The organism is Pantoea sp. BJFS-204, from assembly GCF_049310725.1.
In the GTDB taxonomy this organism is placed as follows: Bacteria; Pseudomonadota; Gammaproteobacteria; order Enterobacterales; family Enterobacteriaceae; genus Pantoea; species Pantoea agglomerans.
Genome location: NZ_JBMOWE010000001.1, coordinates 887,616 through 905,563, shown reverse-complemented (window position 1 = coordinate 905,563; position 17,948 = coordinate 887,616). Strand labels below are relative to the sequence as shown.

The 17,948-nt window shown below is 51.4% G+C and carries 14 protein-coding genes, 2 tRNA genes and 1 other RNA gene; 8 read left to right on the top strand and 9 right to left on the bottom strand.

Annotated elements, in window-relative coordinates:
• Positions 1-78 precede the first annotated feature (78 nt).
• The 3 genes from oppA to ACO6VX_RS04070 all read right to left on the bottom strand — a co-directional run bounded on the left by oppA (position 79) and on the right by ACO6VX_RS04070 (position 4,731).
• On the bottom strand, positions 79-1,719 hold the full coding sequence (oppA, locus tag ACO6VX_RS04080; RefSeq protein ID WP_033757856.1) for an oligopeptide ABC transporter substrate-binding protein OppA: 1,641 nt from the start codon (positions 1,717-1,719) through the stop codon (positions 79-81).
• Positions 1,720-1,875: 156 nt separating this feature from the next.
• The gene (locus ACO6VX_RS04075) at positions 1,876-3,501 is read right to left on the bottom strand and encodes an ABC transporter substrate-binding protein (RefSeq protein WP_422457733.1); all 1,626 of its coding nucleotides are present in this window, start codon (positions 3,499-3,501) and stop codon (positions 1,876-1,878) included.
• A 582-nt stretch (positions 3,502-4,083) separates the two neighbouring features.
• Positions 4,084-4,731 carry a YchE family NAAT transporter gene (locus tag ACO6VX_RS04070; RefSeq protein ID WP_010244367.1) on the bottom strand — a complete coding sequence of 216 codons (648 nt, stop codon included), beginning with the start codon at positions 4,729-4,731 and terminating at the stop codon, positions 4,084-4,086.
• A 460-nt stretch (positions 4,732-5,191) separates the two neighbouring features.
• Here ACO6VX_RS04070 and adhE point away from each other — a divergent pair, with 460 nt between their 5' ends.
• Positions 5,192-7,879: a bifunctional acetaldehyde-CoA/alcohol dehydrogenase gene (gene adhE, locus ACO6VX_RS04065; RefSeq protein ID WP_010244364.1), complete on the top strand. Its 2,688-nt coding sequence runs from the start codon at positions 5,192-5,194 to the stop codon at positions 7,877-7,879.
• A gap of 68 nt (positions 7,880-7,947) precedes the next feature.
• Here adhE and tdk read toward each other — a convergent pair whose 3' ends face one another.
• Positions 7,948-8,568 (bottom strand): thymidine kinase, encoded by a 621-nt coding sequence (gene tdk / locus ACO6VX_RS04060; RefSeq protein WP_010244362.1) that lies wholly within the window; start codon positions 8,566-8,568, stop codon positions 7,948-7,950.
• Between the two features lie 409 nt (positions 8,569-8,977).
• On the opposite strand from tdk, the gene hns reads away from it, so the two are divergent.
• Entirely contained in the window at positions 8,978-9,385 is a 408-nt protein-coding gene (gene hns / locus ACO6VX_RS04055; protein WP_010244359.1) for a histone-like nucleoid-structuring protein H-NS, read from the top strand.
• Between the two features lie 86 nt (positions 9,386-9,471).
• On the opposite strand, the gene ACO6VX_RS04050 is transcribed toward hns, so the two are convergent.
• From ACO6VX_RS04050 to rssA, 5 genes are all read right to left on the bottom strand, one after another.
• Entirely contained in the window at positions 9,472-10,479 is a 1,008-nt protein-coding gene (locus ACO6VX_RS04050; protein ID WP_010244357.1) for an NAD-dependent epimerase, read from the bottom strand.
• A gap of 14 nt (positions 10,480-10,493) precedes the next feature.
• Positions 10,494-11,834 (bottom strand): UDP-glucose dehydrogenase family protein, encoded by a 1,341-nt coding sequence (locus ACO6VX_RS04045; RefSeq protein WP_031593141.1) that lies wholly within the window; start codon positions 11,832-11,834, stop codon positions 10,494-10,496.
• 22 nt (positions 11,835-11,856) lie between these two features.
• On the bottom strand, positions 11,857-12,765 hold the full coding sequence (gene galU / locus ACO6VX_RS04040) for a UTP--glucose-1-phosphate uridylyltransferase GalU (RefSeq protein ID WP_008925296.1): 909 nt from the start codon (positions 12,763-12,765) through the stop codon (positions 11,857-11,859).
• Positions 12,766-12,958: 193 nt separating this feature from the next.
• Complete coding sequence (gene rssB / locus ACO6VX_RS04035) at positions 12,959-13,975, bottom strand: two-component system response regulator RssB (protein WP_010244345.1); 1,017 nt, start codon at positions 13,973-13,975, stop codon at positions 12,959-12,961.
• A gap of 99 nt (positions 13,976-14,074) precedes the next feature.
• Positions 14,075-14,980 carry a patatin-like phospholipase RssA gene (rssA, locus tag ACO6VX_RS04030; RefSeq protein ID WP_010244341.1) on the bottom strand — a complete coding sequence of 302 codons (906 nt, stop codon included), beginning with the start codon at positions 14,978-14,980 and terminating at the stop codon, positions 14,075-14,077.
• A 96-nt stretch (positions 14,981-15,076) separates the two neighbouring features.
• Here rssA and ACO6VX_RS04025 point away from each other — a divergent pair, with 96 nt between their 5' ends.
• The 6 genes from ACO6VX_RS04025 (at position 15,077) to xthA (ending at position 17,924) form a co-directional block, all read left to right on the top strand.
• Positions 15,077-15,532 (top strand): YchJ family protein, encoded by a 456-nt coding sequence (locus ACO6VX_RS04025; RefSeq protein WP_029519106.1) that lies wholly within the window; start codon positions 15,077-15,079, stop codon positions 15,530-15,532.
• A gap of 56 nt (positions 15,533-15,588) precedes the next feature.
• Positions 15,589-16,437 carry a formyltetrahydrofolate deformylase gene (gene purU, locus ACO6VX_RS04020; RefSeq protein ID WP_003852258.1) on the top strand — a complete coding sequence of 283 codons (849 nt, stop codon included), beginning with the start codon at positions 15,589-15,591 and terminating at the stop codon, positions 16,435-16,437.
• Between the two features lie 144 nt (positions 16,438-16,581).
• Positions 16,582-16,666: transfer RNA gene (locus ACO6VX_RS04015), tRNA-Tyr, on the top strand.
• Between the two features lie 38 nt (positions 16,667-16,704).
• Positions 16,705-16,789 (top strand) — tRNA-Tyr (locus ACO6VX_RS04010).
• Positions 16,790-16,830: 41 nt separating this feature from the next.
• Positions 16,831-16,958, top strand: a non-coding RNA gene (locus ACO6VX_RS04005) — RtT sRNA.
• Between the two features lie 159 nt (positions 16,959-17,117).
• Positions 17,118-17,924 (top strand): exodeoxyribonuclease III, encoded by an 807-nt coding sequence (xthA, locus tag ACO6VX_RS04000; protein ID WP_010260640.1) that lies wholly within the window; start codon positions 17,118-17,120, stop codon positions 17,922-17,924.
• The last annotated feature ends 24 nt before the right edge of the window (positions 17,925-17,948 follow it).

Below are 17,948 nucleotides of genomic sequence, written 5' to 3'. Positions count from 1 at the left end.
AGGCTGTTGCTTCACAACATATGAAAAAAGTAAAAGGCGGCGCCAGAGGCGCCGCCACTGCTGATAGCCTGAATGCTATTAGTGTTTGATGATGTAGAAGTTTTTATCCAGGGTTTTATCCAGTGGATCTTTACCGGTATAACCGCCGACATAAGGTTTCACCAGACGGGTATTCACGTAGTAGTAAACCGGGACGATGGTGCTGTCTTTATCCATGATCTGCTCGGCCTGCTGATAGTCAGCTGCACGGGCTTTAGCATCCGGGGCCTTAATCGCGTCGCGAATCACTTTGTCAAACGCATCGCTCTTATAGTGCGAGGTGTTACTGCTGCTGTTGGACAGCATGGTGTTCAGGAAGGAAGTCGGTTCATTGTAGTCCGCACACCATGCCGCACGGGAAACATCGTAGTTACCCTGATGACGGGTATCCAGGAAGGTTTTCCACTCCTGGTTTTCCAGCTTGATGTTCACGCCGATATTTTTCTTCCAGATCGACGAGGCGGCAATTGCCAGCTTCTTGTGCAGATCGGAGGTGTTATAGAGCAGGTTAAAGGTCAGCGGTTTGTCGGCGGTGTAGCCCGCTTCTGCCAGCAGCTTTTTCGCCTCGGCATTACGCTTGTCCTGTGACCATTTGAACCAGTCTGGCGGCAGAATGTCCATGCCGTCGGTCGCTGGTGGCGTGTAGCTATAGGCAGGTTTCTGGCCCTGCGCCAGCACTTTATTCACCATGATGTCACGATCCAGGCCCAGCTTCAGGGCAGCGCGCACGCGCGGATCGGTGAATGGCGCTTTCTGGTTGTTGATTTCGTAATAATAGGTGCAGAGATATGGATCGACGTGCAGCTCTTTACCGTTGTCACGTTGCAGCTTTTTAAACAGCTCAATCGGCAGGTTGTTATAGGTCATGTCGCTGCCGTTCTCGGAGAAGTAGCGGTTAACGTCACTGACTTCTGAACTGATCGGCAGGAAGGTGACTTTGTTCAGCACCGTATGCTCATTGTCCCAGTAGTTCGGGTTACGCACCAGGGTGATACGTTCGTTAATCACGTGCGCTTCAAGCTTAAAGGCACCGTTGCCGACCCAGTTCTGCGGCTGCGTCCACTGATCGCCAAATTTCTCAATCGCCGGTTTGTAAACCGGTGACATGACGGAGTTAATCAGCAGCTTATCAAAATAGGGAACCGGCTCACTCAGGGTGACTTCCAGCGTGTGATCATCAATGGCTTTGACGCCCAGATCGGTAATGGGCTTTTTACCGGCGATGATGTCATCGACGTTCAGGATATGACCATATTGCGGATAGCTGGCGTAAGGTGACGCGGTTTTAGGATCGACCAGACGCTCCCAGCTGTAGACGAAGTCCTGCGCGGTGACCGGCTCGCCATTGGACCATTTGGCATTTTTGCGCAGGTGGAAAGTCCACACTTTGAAATCTTTATTTTCATAACTTTCCGCTACGGCCGGGATCGGTTTACCGTTGCTGTCATTGACCAGCAGACCTTCGTAAAGATCACGCGCTACGTTGTCTTCCGGCACACCTTCAATTTTGTGCGGATCGAGCGACTGCACTTCATCGCCATTGCCGCGAACCAGCTCCTGTTTTGCGGCCAGCTCAACGCCCGCAGGCACCGTTGCTGCGAAAGCCGCATTCCCTGCCAGGGCACTCACTGCGGCGAAAACGCCCGCTGCAATCAGGCTTTTTTTCGTGATGTTGTTCATTATTACACTCCAGTTTTATTATCGTCACCGTGGCGATGCTCTGCCCCGGCGTCCCCCGTCTACGGGCTCCCTGGCCTGTTACCAGGGAGATTGACCCCAAAAAGTGGTCTGTTTGCTGATGCGCTTTCCGACTGTCTCGCCGAACAGGCGATCAGATCAGTGTTTTTTGATGAAATAGTACTTCAGGTCTGTCATGTCCTGCGGGTCTTTGCCCGTGAAGCCGCCAACCCAGGGCTTCACCAGGCGCACACTTACGCGGTAGTAAACTGGCACAATTGGTGAGTCTTTGTCGAGTTGTGTTTCAGCCTGCTGATACAGGCTGGCGCGCTGCGCCTCGCTGCCCGCCGTCAGCGTCTCCGCCATCAGACGATCAAAGGTCGCGCTGCTGTGAAACGCGGTGTTGATCGAGGCGTTGCTGATCAGCATGTTCAGGAAGGTTGAGGGTTCATTGTAGTCAGCACACCAGGTGGCGCGCACCACGTCATACTGCGCCTGGTGACGGGTCTCCAGCATGGTTTTCCACTCCTGATTCTGCAGCGTCACCTTAGCACCCAGGTTTTTCTGCCACATCGACGCGGCCGCAATCGCCTGCCGTTTGTTCTGATCGGAAGTGTTGTAGAGCAGCGTAAAGGTCAGCGGATGGGCAGCATCAAAGCCGGCCTCTGCCAGCAGCTTCTTCGCGGCTTCATTACGCTGCGCCTGCGTCCAGGTGAACCAGGCAGGTGGAGTGAGTTTGATACCGGCGGTGAAAGGCGGCGTCAGGCTGTAAGCCGGAATCTGCCCCTGGGCCATGATCTTATTGGCAATGACCTCGCGATCGAGGGTCATCTTCAGTGCGGCACGCACCCGCGCATCGGTAAACGGCGGCTTTTTGTTATTAATCTCGTAGTAGAAGGTGCAGAGCAGCGGGCTGACCTTCACTTCATCGCCCAGCTCTTTGCGCAGCTTGCCAAACATCTCTGGTGGCACCGCACTGTTGGTAATGTCCGTGCCGCCGCTGCGGTAGCGATTGATATCGCTGTTTTCAGAGGCGATCGGCAGGAATGTCCCCTGTTCAATCACCGTGTGCGCATTATCCCAGTAGCGAGGATTGCGCTTCACGACAATTTTTTCATTCACTACCCAGTCGCTCAGCGTGTAGGCGCCGTTGCCGATGTAATGACCCGGGCGGGTCCAGGCTTCCCCCCACTGCTTAATGGCTGGCGCATAAACCGGTTTCATCGCCGTATGCGCTAACATCGCCACCAGGTAAGGAACAGGTTCACTCAGGGTAATTTGCAGCCGATGGGCATCCAGCGCCTTCACGCCCAGCTGATCGGGTGACGCTTTACCGGCAAGGATGGCATCAATATTGGCAAAATGGGCTGCCTGCAGATAGCTGGAGTAAGGCGACGCGGTTGTCGGGTCCACCAGACGGCGCCAGCTGTAGACGAAATCAGTGGCGGTAACCGGCTCACCGTTGCTCCACTTCGCATCCTCCCGCAGATTAAAAATCCAGACGGTGGGTTGCGGGTTTTCCCAGCTTTTAGCGACGCCAGGAACGACCTGCCCGCTGTTATCGGTATTGACCAGGCCGTCCAGCAGGTTGTGAATAATGTTGGATTCCGGCACGCCTTCGGTTTTATGCGGATCCAGCGAGGAGACTTCACTGCCGTTATTGATCACAATCTGTTGCTGCGCGGTCAGTGTTGTACCCGGCGGCACCGTGGCGGCATAGGCCGGAGAAAATGCCATTAACAAAACGACTGCGAGTTTTGACCGCTGCTGCTGCAAATTCTTCATCCCAATCATGCGAAACGCCAACCTTAAATTAAGTATCCCGACAGGCTTAAGCAAAAAGCGTTCTCACTTTGGGCTTTCGGAGAAAAAATTTTACGTTGGGCCAAAAATTATCAGAAGCCGTGAAGGCGCGCCAAAGCAAAATAGCTAAAATGTTAACTAATTCTCTTTTATCATGAGAAGTCAGGCAGCGGAAGTGTTAATTTTCGTCCTGAAAATATCATATCGATATGAAAAATAGACTATTTAGCTGAAAACCCCTCTTAAGAGCGGAAAGCAGCGACAAACAGCCTCTTTTTTGGCACTTATATTGGGGAATGTGGCTTCAGCGTGATGAAATTTAAGATAGCGTGATTATTCTGGCAGTTTGTGAGGCTTACACGAAAATAGAGAGCAGAATATCGTGTGAAAATAGTGACATTATTTCGCAGAAAAAAGTCTGTGAGCCAGCGCGCAGTAATGAAATTTATAATTGCCTGATTCTGTTAAGCACAACGAATAATTGCATCGTAATGGTGCATAAAATGCCCCTCCTGCACCATTACGGATCATTATTTCACTTCACTCTCTGAAATAAGTGAGCGTTTAATTGAGTAAGCCGGGAAAAATGGACTTCATGCCGGTGACAACAAATTCGATGCCCAGTGCCATCAGTAACAGACCCATAATACGCGTAATGACGTTGATACCGGTCTGGCCAAGAATACGCACCATTAACGGCGCGGCCCGAAAGAGTAACCAGCAGCAGAATGCAAAGATCGCAATCGCCAGGGTGAACCCCAGCAGATTTATCCAGCTGTGGTAGCGGGTGCTCCAGACAATGGTCGAGCTGATAGCACCCGGCCCCGCCATCAACGGCAACGCCAGCGGCACAACCCCCACACTTTCACGAATCGCCGTTTCTGACTTCTCCTGCTTATTCTGCTTATCTTCGCCCAGCTTGCCGCTGATCATCGACATCGCAATGGTGACGACCAGGATCCCACCCGCGATGCGGAAGGAGTCAATCGAGATGCCAAACACATGCAGAATCGCATCACCAAGGAACAGTGACGTCCAGAGGATAATAGCAACCGCCAGATTGGCGGTGAGGTTAGTTTTGTTACGCTCAGCCACCCCCTGATAACGGGTCATGCTGATAAAGACCGGAATAATTCCCACCGGATTGACCAGCGCAAAGAGCCCGACAAAAAATTTTATATAGCCTGATAAATCTAACAGCGCAGGGTTCACGACTTTACTCCGTACCACAGGGGGGGAAAACGCGCCTAATGTATGTGAAAACAGGCACGGACGCCAGATGCTGACTCAGCTATTTATACTGTTGAATGACGGCGCATCCAGCGCGTTACCCCAGAGATTAAAAAGTGACTGGATTTAGCCGCTACCAGGCAGATGACGTGAAGAGGTAACCAATTTGATAAACAAAGGGCGTAAAGGGGAGCTGAAAGGTGTCAGCTTGCGGTTAAATTGATCTGCATCAAAATTGCCCTACCCCAAACCAGGTAATCTTTTCGCAACGGAAGTATTAGCGGCAGCGAAGAAAATCTTACTGACTGCAACAGAAGACTAGTTCAGTAAACAGTTGAAAATCCGGGCGTTCTAATCCAGTCCAGCGCCTTATGGCAACGTGACTATACTCATGGCGCAGGATTGTTTACTAAAAAAGTTTAACTTCCTTCAGGAGAACACCATGGCCGTAACCAATGTCGCCGAACTTAATGCACTGGTTGAACGTGTAAAAAAAGCCCAGCGTGAATATGCCAACTTTTCTCAACAACAGGTCGACGCTATCTTCCGTGCCGCCGCCCTCGCCGCCGCAGACGCCCGAATCCCGCTTGCCAAGATGGCCGTTGCCGAATCAGGTATGGGCATCGTCGAAGACAAAGTGATCAAAAACCATTTTGCTTCAGAATATATCTACAACGCTTATAAAGATGAAAAAACCTGTGGTGTGTTAGCCACGGATGATACTTTCGGCACCATTACCATCGCCGAACCTATTGGCCTGATTTGCGGTATCGTCCCGACGACCAACCCCACTTCAACCGCCATCTTCAAAGCATTAATCAGCCTTAAAACCCGTAACGGCATCATCTTCTCTCCTCATCCACGCGCCAAAGATGCGACCAACAAAGCTGCAGACATCGTATTGCAGGCGGCGGTGGCTGCCGGTGCGCCAAAAGATATTATCGGCTGGATCGACGCACCTTCCGTTGAGCTGTCAAATCAACTGATGCATCACCCTGACATCAACCTGATTCTCGCCACTGGCGGTCCAGGCATGGTGAAAGCGGCTTACAGCTCCGGTAAACCTGCGATTGGTGTCGGTGCGGGTAATACGCCTGTCGTGATTGATGAAACCGCCGATCTTAAACGTGCGGTTGCGTCGATTCTGATGTCGAAAACCTTTGATAACGGGGTTATCTGCGCCTCTGAACAGTCGGTGATTGTGGTCGATTCAGTCTATGACGCGGTGCGTGAACGTTTCGCCAGCCACGGCGGTTATATGCTGCAGGGTGCCGAACTGAGTGCGGTGCAGAATATTATTCTGAAAAACGGCGGCCTGAATGCGGCTATCGTAGGCCAGCCAGCGTTCAAAATTGCGGAGATGGCCGGTATCAGCGTGCCACCGAGCACTAAGATTCTGATTGGCGAAGTGAAGCTGGTGGATGAGTCTGAGCCGTTCGCCCATGAAAAACTCTCACCAACCCTTGCGATGTATCGGGCGAAAGATTTCCAGGATGCGGTCGCGAAAGCAGAAAAACTGGTCGCCATGGGCGGTATCGGCCACACCTCCTGTCTCTATACCGATCAGGACAACCAGACCGAACGCGTTCACTACTTCGGCGACAAAATGAAAACCGCGCGTATTCTGATCAACACCCCCGCCTCGCAGGGTGGTATCGGCGACCTCTACAACTTTAAACTGGCGCCGTCTCTGACGCTGGGTTGTGGTTCGTGGGGCGGAAACTCTATTTCAGAGAACGTCGGTCCAAAACATCTGATCAATACCAAAACTGTCGCCAAGCGAGCTGAGAATATGTTGTGGCATAAACTTCCAAAATCCATCTACTTCCGTCGGGGTTCACTGCCAATTGCGCTGGAAGAAGTGGCAACGGATGGCGCGAAACGTGCCTTTATCGTCACTGACCGCTTCCTGTTCAATAACGGCTATGCCGACCAGGTGACCCGTGTGCTGAAATCACACGGCATTGAAACGGAAGTGTTCTTCGAAGTTGAAGCTGACCCGACGCTGAGCATCGTGCGTAAAGGTGCTGAGCAGATGAACAGCTTCAAACCGGATGTCATCATCGCGCTGGGCGGTGGCTCACCGATGGATGCCGCGAAAATCATGTGGGTGATGTACGAACATCCGGAAACTCACTTCGAGGAGCTGGCGTTACGTTTCATGGATATCCGTAAACGTATCTACAAGTTCCCGAAAATGGGTGTCAAAGCGCGCATGATTGCCATCACCACCACGTCCGGTACCGGTTCTGAAGTCACGCCGTTTGCTGTAGTGACCGATGATGCGACGGGTCAGAAATATCCGCTCGCTGACTACGCACTGACGCCTGATATGGCGATTGTCGATGCCAACCTGGTGATGGATATGCCGCGTTCACTCTGCGCCTTCGGCGGTCTGGATGCCGTGACCCACGCGCTGGAAGCTTATGTTTCAGTACTGGCGAATGAATACTCTGACGGACAGGCGCTGCAGGCACTGAAACTGCTGAAAGAGAATCTGCCAGCCAGCTATGCCGAAGGCGCCAAAAATCCGGTGGCGCGTGAGCGCGTACACAATGCCGCCACTATCGCCGGTATTGCGTTTGCCAACGCCTTCCTCGGGGTTTGTCACTCAATGGCGCATAAGCTGGGTTCAGAGTTCCATATCCCACACGGCCTGGCCAACGCCCTGTTAATCTCTAACGTTATTCGCTACAACGCGAATGACAACCCGACTAAACAGACCGCTTTCAGCCAGTACGATCGCCCTCAGGCGCGCCGTCGCTACGCCGAGATTGCTGACCATCTGGGTCTGAGCGCACCAGGCGACCGCACCGCGCAGAAAATTGAGAAGCTGCTCGCCTGGCTGGATGAGATTAAAACTGAACTTGGTATTCCAACCTCTATCCGTGAGGCGGGTGTGCAGGAAGCGGACTTCCTGGCGAAAGTCGATAAACTGGCCGATGATGCGTTTGATGACCAGTGTACCGGCGCTAACCCACGTTATCCGCTGATTGCTGAACTGAAACAGATTATGCTTGATACCTACTACGGTCGTGAATTTGTCGAACCGTTCTCAAGCGTAGCCGAAGCCATTGCTGAGCAGCCGGTAAAAGGTATTAAGCTTGAGAAGAAAGCCAAAAAAGTCTGATAGCGCCGTTCTGACTGTCTGATAAAAAAACCCGCCTCGGCGGGTTTTTTATTGCCTGAACAATAGGGTTAATTCAGCGGAGTCTGAGCGCCATGGATCGCCTGCAACGATCCCTGCTCTATCGCCTGTTTATAATGCTTACGGCAGACTGAGATATAACGTTCGTTACCGCCAATCACCACCTGCTCACCCTCACTGAAAGGTTTGCCCTCGCTATCCAGTCGCAGAACCATACTGGCCTTGCGCCCACAGTGACAAATAGTTTTGAGTTCAACCAGCTTATCTGCCCACGCCAGCAGATACTGACTGCCAACAAACAGTTCACCGCGAAAATCCGTTCGCAGACCATAACAGAGCACCGGAATATCAAGGTCGTCTACGACATCTGACAGCGCTTTAACCTGCTCACGGGTCAGGAACTGACTCTCATCAACCAGCACGCAATGGACAGGCTGAACGGCATGTTCAGCAGCGATGTCGCTGTAGAGTGATGTCTCTGCGTTGTATAGCAAGGCCGGTGACGATAGTCCGATACGGGAACTCACCTGCCCGGCACCAAAGCGATTATCGATTTCAGCGGTGTAAACCAGTGAACGCATGCCGCGCTCATGATAGTTATATGAGGATTGTAGCAGTGCGGTTGATTTCCCTGCATTCATGGCAGAGTAATAGAAATAGAGTTGAGCCATCGGCGCGTATCTTCATCAGGACTGAATGGAATGGCGCGCATATTACCACAAAGCGGCGGCAATACGTTGCGGTTGATGAGTGAATAAAGTGTAACGGCTGGCCGTTTATTCCTCTGCATGCCGTTTACGGCGCCTGTTATGTGCAGTGCCGAACGGGATAAGTTTTGCTTATTTTACCCGCAACAAAAGCAATGACATTTTTGTTGCTGACCTGAATACATTAAATTTATTTGATATCGGACTAAAGGAAAATATTTTTATTCTGCACAACTGTGCAATTTTCTGGTGAAAATTATTTTTAGTCACCTGGGTAATTAGTGATATACATATTTTTATGATTGCAGTTATTTTATGTCGCCACTACTATTAGCGGGCAACACAACTTTTCCCTTATTCAGAGACCAGGACAATGAGCGAAGCACTAAAAGTTCTTAATAATATCCGTACGCTGCGCGCCCAGGCCAGAGAGTATTCCGTTGAAATACTGGAAGAGATGCTGGAAAAGCTGGACGTAGTAGTAAAAGAGCGCCGCGAAGAAGAGTCTCATTTTCAGGCAGAAAATGAAGAACGCACGCGTAAACTTAATCAGTATCGTGAAATGCTACTGGCTGATGGTATTGACCCGAATGAACTGATTAACACGCTGACCGACACACGGACTGCGGCAAAAGGTAAACGCTCAGTACGTCCGGCTAAATATGGTTACACCGATGAAAAAGGCGAGTCCAGAACCTGGACCGGTCAGGGCCGCACACCGGCCGTGATTAAAAAAGCGCTGGAAGAACAGGGTAAAAAGCTGGACGATTTTTTACTGTAAAGACCCGCAGGGTGACTGCCTTCCTGGCAGCCTGATGCGCAATAAAAAAGGAAGCCGGAGCTTCCTTTTTTCTTTTAATCAGATACTCAGACGCGGTAAAAGTCGCGGTACCAGTCCACAAAGTTTTTAACGCCCTCTTCCACCCCGGTCTGTGGTTTGAATCCAATTGCCTTAAACAAGGCTTCGGTATCCGCACTGGTTTCCAGTACATCTCCAGGCTGCATTGGCATCAGATTTTTCTTCGCAGTAATGCCCAGGGCTTTTTCAATCGCTTCGATATAGTTCATCAACGTGACAGGCTGACTGTTTCCAATATTATAAACACGATAAGGCGCTGAACTGGTTGCCGGCGATCCGGTTTCAACTGTCCAGTTGTCGTCCTGTTGTGGAATAACATCCTGCAGGCGAACAATGGCTTCAGCAATATCGTCAATATAGGTAAAGTCGCGTTTCATCTGGCCCTGGTTATAAACGTCAATCGCCTCACCGGCAATCATTGCTCGGGTGAATTTGAATAACGCCATATCCGGACGGCCCCACGGGCCATAGACCGTAAAGAAGCGCAATCCAGTGGTCGGCAGCTGATAGAGATGCGAGTAAGTGTGTGACATTAACTCGTTGGCTTTTTTGGTCGCTGCATATAAAGAAACCGGATGATCAACGCTATCTTCGGTTGAGAACGGCATCTTGCGATTCAGACCATAGACTGAACTGGATGAGGCGTAGAGCAGATGTTCAATTTTATGATGACGGCAACCTTCAAGGATATTGAGGTGACCCGTCAGATTGGAGTCTGCGTAGGCATGAGGATTTTCAATGGAATACCGGACACCAGCCTGAGCGCCAAGATGGATAACGCGCTGGAATTTTTGCTGATCGAACAGTGACGCCATTGCGTCACGGTCCGCCAGGTCCATCTCAATAAAAGTAAAACCAGGATCGGCCTTAATTAAATTGAGACGGGCATGCTTGAGATTTACGTCGTAATAATCATTCAGGTTGTCGATACCGACAACCTGGTGACCGGCGGCCAGCAGACGCTGGCTGACATGAAAACCAATAAAACCTGCGGCGCCGGTGACCAGAAAGTTCATAAATCCCTCGTTAATTATGCAGTTTGAATAGACGCTCCGCGGCCGATTGCATAATAAACGAAACCGCGTTTGCTGATACGCTCTGGATCATACAGGTTACGACCATCAAAAATCACGGCTTCTTTCAGTGCATTTTTGATGATGTCGAAGTCAGGCGCACGGAAGTTTTGCCACTCCGTACAGATGACCAGACCGTCAGCGCCCTGCAGTGCGGCTTCTTTGGTACCCATCAGCTTAAGATCGCTGCGGTGACCGTAGATACGCTGTGCTTCATCCATCGCTTCAGGGTCAAACGCCTGAACAGATGCGCCAGCTTCCCACAGCGTTTCCATCAGCACACGGCTGGAGGCTTCACGCATGTCGTCAGTGTTCGGCTTAAATGACAGGCCCCAGAGCGCAAACGTTTTACCTTTCAGATCGTCACCAAAATGACGTTTGATAAAGGTTGGCAGTTTGTTTTTCTGGTTGTCATTCACATCTTCCACGGCCTGCAACAGACGTGGCTGATAGCCAATTGACTCAGCGGTACGGATTAACGCCTGCACATCTTTCGGGAAGCAGGAGCCGCCATAACCACAGCCAGGATAGATAAAGTGGTAGCCAATGCGGGGATCGGAACCGATGCCCTGGCGTACTTTTTCAATATCCGCGCCTAAACGTTCAGCCAGGTTAGACATCTCATTCATAAAGCTGATTTTGGTGGCCAGCATGCAGTTTGCTGCATACTTGGTCAGCTCTGCGCTTCGGATATCCATCATGATCATACGATCGTGGTTACGGTTAAACGGCTCATAGAGCTCGCGTAACAGTTCTACCACGTCGTCGTTGTCAGTACCGACAACGATACGTTCTGGACGCATACAGTCATTGACTGCAGCACCTTCTTTGAGGAATTCCGGGTTAGATACCACATCAAAGGTGATGTTGGCGTCACGCGCTTTCAGCGCTTCCGTCATTACCGCACGAACTTTGTCTGCTGTGCCAACCGGAACGGTTGATTTGTCGATAACCACTTTGTGATCGTTCATATGCTGCGCAATGGTGCGCGCTACGGCGGTCACATATTTCAGATCGGCAGAGCCGTCTTCATCTGGTGGAGTACCAACTGCAATAAACTGCATAACACCATGGTTTACGCCCATCTCAGCATCAGTGCTGAACTTCAGACGACCCGCTTCGTAATTGGACATTACCAGCGGCGTTAAACCTGGTTCGAAAATAGGAATGATGCCTTTTTTCAGATTTTCGACTTTGTTTTCGTCGACATCAATGCAGAGAACGTCATGTCCGACTTCGGCTAACACCGCAGCCTGAACCAGACCGACATAGCCGATACCAAATACAGTGACTTTCATCGAGTTATCCTGTGTTTATGAATTACTTTTTGTTGCCAACTGCGCCATCGAGCCATTCAGAAAAATCTTTGCCCAATACCGGATGACGAACACCGTACTCAACGAAAGCCTGCATGTAGCCCAGTTTGTTACCACAGTCATGGCTGACGCCTTTCAGGTGATATGCTTCAACTGTCTCTTTTTCCATCAGCATCGCAATGGAGTCAGTCAGCTGAACTTCGCCGCCTGCACCTGGAGGCGTTTTAGCCAGCAGTGGCCAGATCTCTGAAGAGAGAACATAACGACCTACAACGGCCAGGTTTGATGGGGATTCTGACGCTTTAGGCTTCTCAACCACACCGACCATCGGTGCGCTGTCGCCTGGGTTCAGTTCTGCGCCCTGGCAATCGACAACACCGTATGCAGTCACATCGGCAACCGGCTCAACCATGATCTGGCTGCGGCCAGACTCTTCATAACGGCTCAGCATCTCTGCCAGGTTATCTTTGGTTGGGTTAGATTCATATTCGTCGATGATGACGTCTGGCAGGATAACCGCAAACGGCTCATCACCGATCAGTGGGTGTGCACACATTACAGCGTGACCCAGACCTTTAGCGATGCCCTGACGAACCTGCATGATGGTGACGTGTGGCGGGCAGATTGACTGGATTTCATCCAGCAGCTGACGCTTAACGCGTTTTTCCAGCATTGATTCCAGTTCGAAGCTGGTATCAAAGTGGTTTTCGATGGCATTTTTTGATGAATGCGTTACCAGCACAATTTCGTTGATGCCAGCAGCGATACACTCGTTAACGACATACTGGATTAACGGCTTATCAACCAGCGGTAACATTTCTTTAGGAATCGCTTTGGTAGCCGGGAGCATACGCGTACCCAAACCCGCTACCGGGATTACCGCTTTTTTTACTTTGGTATTATTGGCAGACATTAAGATACCTCTCTTATAGGCCGTTCAAGTTAATACTTGATATGTCGGTTTAAAATCGGAAATGAGTATATCAGTTAGTATCGAACGGATTTATCCTGGAAGGTACCAAACCGTCGAAATTAAGACTATTACCCAACTGTAAAGCTAAACTCTGGCCCTGTCCTCAGCGCCAGAATTCCTCTGTTTTTACGGCTTATTCTTCCGTCGATAGCATCAGCCGAATGCGCCCGCCCGCGCCCCAGACGTGGCATTGCCAGTTTTCTGCGCGCTGACTGATCTGGTTAAGATGGGTGCTGCCCATAGTGCCAAGGGGGACACCATTGCTGAGCTGAATCTGATGGGCATGAACATGGAGTGTGGCGTTCAATCCGGCCGAAACCAGAATTAAGTTCTTTAATCCGCGATGATAGTACCCAACCAGTAACGGGAACTGGCCGCTCAGGTTCGCCTGGCGCAGTAACAGATTGACCTGTCTGAGCAGCCCATTAAGTTCCGGCAGACGCTGTTTCTGCCCGGTCAGTTGCTCCTGCAGCAGGCCATTGAACAGCGCCCGCAGCAGCAACGCTGCCAGCACGCCATTATCACCGGCACGGGTCACGTCCAGACAGTAGAACGCCAGATCTTTATCGGAGAGCGCCGCGATATCAAGCACCAGCCCAGGCTGCTCGGCCATCGTCAGCTGACGATAGTTAACCCGGCAGTTGGCAATAGTCTGCTGCACCGGTGGCTGGAGTTGCTTGAGCAACTTGGCAGCCGCTTTAGGATCACGAACCAGCGCATCCCAGTCCTGGAACAGTTGTTCATCCTCTTCCACTTTCGAAGTGAACATAGAGGGATAGAGACACTCATAGACCGCTTCACGGAAGCGCTCAAAGTTTTTAAGTGGTTTAAGCAGCACATCCTGCACCCCAAGACGCAATACATGCGCAATATCCGACATGTTCTCGGTAGCTGAGATGATTAAAATCGGCACGATGTTGCCGCGGGTACGAATGTGCTCAACGAACTGGATGCCGCTCATGCGGGGCATTTCCAGATCGCAGATAATCAGGTCGACAGTATGCTGTTGTAGTTGTGCAATTGCTTCCAGACCATCTTCCGCTTGTAACGTCACAGCACCCATCGATAACAAAAATTGGTCCAGCAACGAACGGAAAACAGCCTCATCTTCGACAATGAGTATCTTTTTGCCGAGTAGTGGTTTTTCCATTCTTTCCCCCTGCGTACCAGATATTTCAATAGTGGTTCATAAAACGCAGTTGCGCCTTTAAGAATTGGCTGAAGTCACCGCTTTGAATGAACAACCTGATTATCTGCCACGGACCAGTGGTAATAGTTCATCCATTTTCTTCTCTACGGCGGCCTTGCCTGCTTCAATGGCTTCCTCAGCACGATGAAAGTCCAGCGTCGAAATTTGCGGACAGACCGGCTGAATCAAAACATCGGGCGGATCGCCTGCCATGCGATTCCGCTTCAGGCGATTTTCCAGCACCTGGATAGAGGTGGACATAATCTCCATCGCGCCAGGTGACTGAGACGCACGGCGCTGGCTGAAATTCACCAGACGCTGACGCAGCTTCCCACCCCAACTCAATGCTGCTGCGGCGGCTTCTTCTTCGCTATTCTGTGGTGTCACGGAAAAGAGATCCTGCTGCATTAAATGCGCGTCATGCTGCAAGTCAACGGCGATAACAATGTCTGCCCCCAGGGCACGGGTAAGTGAAATCGGCACCGGGTTGACTACGGCACCATCCACCAGCCAATACCCATTGTAGCCCACCGGCGGTAATAAACCTGGCATACTGCATGAAGCGCGTACTGCCTGATGCAGATCGCCCTCAGTCAGCCAGAGTTCACGACCGGTACTGAGGTTAGTCGCCACCACGCCAAAGGGTTTATGACAGTGCTCTATCGTGTCATTGGGGATCAGCTGACGAACATGGCTAAAGACCCGCTCACCGCGCAGCAGTCCGCCACGCTGCCAGGAGACATCCATCAGGCGAATAACATCCCAGTAGCGAAATGCACTGACCCATTTTTCCATCAGCGGCAGGCGGTTATTCACATAGGCAGATCCGACTAATGCCCCGACAGAGCAGCCCGCAACGACGTCGATCTCAATACCTGCACGCTCCAGCGCGTTGATCACGCCGATATGCGCCCATCCTTTGGCCGCTCCAGAACCCAGAGCCAATCCAATTTTTACCTTTCTCATTTCTGTCTGGTCCTGCCGTCAATACGTAGCATCACAACACGGGGTCAGCTAACATAGCGCGCTTGTAAAACCGACCCATCATTCCCGGGAGATAATGTGTCAGAAACCTGCCCATGTTGTAGCGGAGAGCAGTATAGCGTATGTTGCGAGCCCTTTCTTCAGGGTAACCAGATTCCTGTTACAGCTGAACAACTTATGCGATCCCGTTATTGCGCTTATGTTCAGCATAATGCGGACTATCTGGTTGCGACCTGGCATCCTGAGAAGCGTCATCCGGCGCTGTCAGGGCTTTTATCTGAAAGTTTTCCAGGAACCGACTGGCTCAGCCTGAATGTAACCCGTTGTAATCATGGAAGCCATGAGAACGAAGCTTTCGTTACCTTTTTTGCGCGATACCGCGAGAAAACCAACATTCAGGCCATTCATGAATGTTCACGCTTTCTTCGCGAGGATCAACGCTGGTACTATGTTGACGGTACAGCACCGCCCGTGGGGCGTAACGATCGCTGCCCGTGTGGCAGTGAAAAAAAATACAAAAAATGTTGTGGTTAAGCTGACGGCTACCCCAGCGGTTTTACCCCTAATGCTTTGACAGGACTCTGATTGAGATGCAAGCGCAAACCATGCAAAGAAAAGTTTTACGAACCATTTGTCCCGATGCAAAAGGTCTGATCGCCAAAATCACCAATATTTGTTACAAGCACGAACTTAATATCGTGCAGAACAATGAGTTTGTTGATCATCGCACCGGGCGTTTTTTCATGCGTACCGAACTGGAAGGGATCTTCAACGACAACACCCTGCTCGCCGACCTCGACAGCGCCCTGCCCCAGGGTTCAGTCCGGGAACTGCACAGCGCCGGTCGTCGCCGCGTGGTGATTCTTGTCACTAAAGAGGCGCATTGTCTGGGCGATCTGTTAATGAAGAGCGCGTTTGGCGGCCTGGATATGGAAATTGCGGCGGTAGTGGGTAACCACGACACCCTGCGTTCACTGGTTGAGCGTTTCGATATTCCGTTTGTGCTGGTGAGCCATGAGGGACTGACGCGGGAAGAGCACGATAACCGCATGGTGGAAGAGATTGACCGCTATCAGCCCGATTACGTGGTGCTGGCAAAATATATGCGCGTCCTGACGCCCGCCTTTGTGCAGCGTTATCCGAACCAGATTATCAATATTCACCACTCCTTCCTGCCCGCCTTTATCGGTGCCCGTCCCTATCATCAGGCTTATGAACGTGGCGTGAAGATCATCGGTGCCACCGCGCACTATGTGAACGACAATCTCGATGAAGGCCCAATCATCATGCAGGATGTGATAAACGTTGATCACAGCTACACCGCCGATGAGATGATGCGCGCCGGTCGCGACGTAGAAAAGAATGTCCTGAGCAACGCACTGTATAAAGTGCTGGGTCAGCGCGTGTTTGTTTACGGCAACCGCACGATTATTCTTTAATCAGCCAGTGCGCTGAATTGTCTGCAGATTCAGCGCTACGCGTAAAAAGTGGGCAAACAGTTGCGGTTTTGCCAGTGGGCGCTTTACACCCTTATCGCATTTGGTATGATGCGCCCCGCTTTAAGAGAGAAAGATTCAGGCCATGGTGGGATTCCCGAGCGGCCAAAGGGAGCAGACTGTAAATCTGCCGTCACAGACTTCGAAGGTTCGAATCCTTCTCCCACCACCATCTGAATCTGAATCATCTTAAGCCACATCACTATCCCAGGTGGGATTCCCGAGCGGCCAAAGGGAGCAGACTGTAAATCTGCCGTCACAGACTTCGAAGGTTCGAATCCTTCTCCCACCACCATCTCGTATGTTGCACACCATCCCCAAAATAATACCTAAGCTTCCTGTTCTGCGGGGAGAGGGATGAGAACCTTCGATTAAGGTTCGGGTCGAGCATCGCGAGACAACGCGCTTCAGCGCGGCCCGCAGGGTGAGGCGCAACGCGCCGAATAATCCTTCTCCCACCACCATCTCGTATGTTGCACATCATCCCCAAAATAATACCTAAGCTTCCTGTTCGCCCCCACACTCCTGCCCGCTTTCACACAATCTCAGCCTGTTCCGCCATGACTTTTTCAGCAAAAATCGCTACCATCTCCGCCTGACATTTCTGAACAACGGTCGATCTCATGAAATTTGTTTCATTTAACATCAATGGGTTGCGTGCCCGCCCGCATCAGCTTCAGGCACTTGTCGAACAGCATCAGCCCGATGTTATCGGTCTGCAGGAAACCAAGGTCCATGACGACATGTTCCCGCTGGAAGAGGTGTCAAAGCTCGGCTATCACGTCTTCTATCATGGACAGAAAGGTCACTACGGTGTTGCCCTGTTAACCAAAGCTGAGCCAGTGTCAGTGAGCCGGGGGTTCCCGGGTGATGACGAAGAATCCCAGCGCCGCCTGATCATCGCGGAGCTTCCCAGCCCGATTGGCGACATCACGGTAATTAACGGCTATTTTCCGCAGGGCGAGAGCCGCGACCATCCCACTAAGTTTCCGGCTAAAGAGAAATTCTATCGCGATCTGCAACGTCTGCTGACCGAAGACCTGCCTGCTGATAAGCCGGTTCTGATTATGGGCGACATGAATATCAGCAGCACCGATCGGGATATTGGTATTGGTGAGGAGAGTCGTAAGCGCTGGCTGCGCACCGGCAAATGCTCCTTCCTGCCGGAAGAGCGCGAGTGGATGGACCGCCTGCTGGGCTGGGGACTGGTTGATACCTGGCGTGAGCACAATCCGGAGGTGGCGGATCGCTTTTCCTGGTTCGATTACCGTTCGAAAGGGTTTGATGATAATCGCGGGTTACGCATCGATCTGGTGCTGGCGAGCAAAACCCTGGCGTCGCACTGCGTTGAGACCGGCATTGATTATGAGATCCGGGGCATGGAAAAACCATCTGACCACGCGCCCATCTGGTCAACCTTCCGCTTTTAACTGACGGTCGCGTGGCAGAGCGCC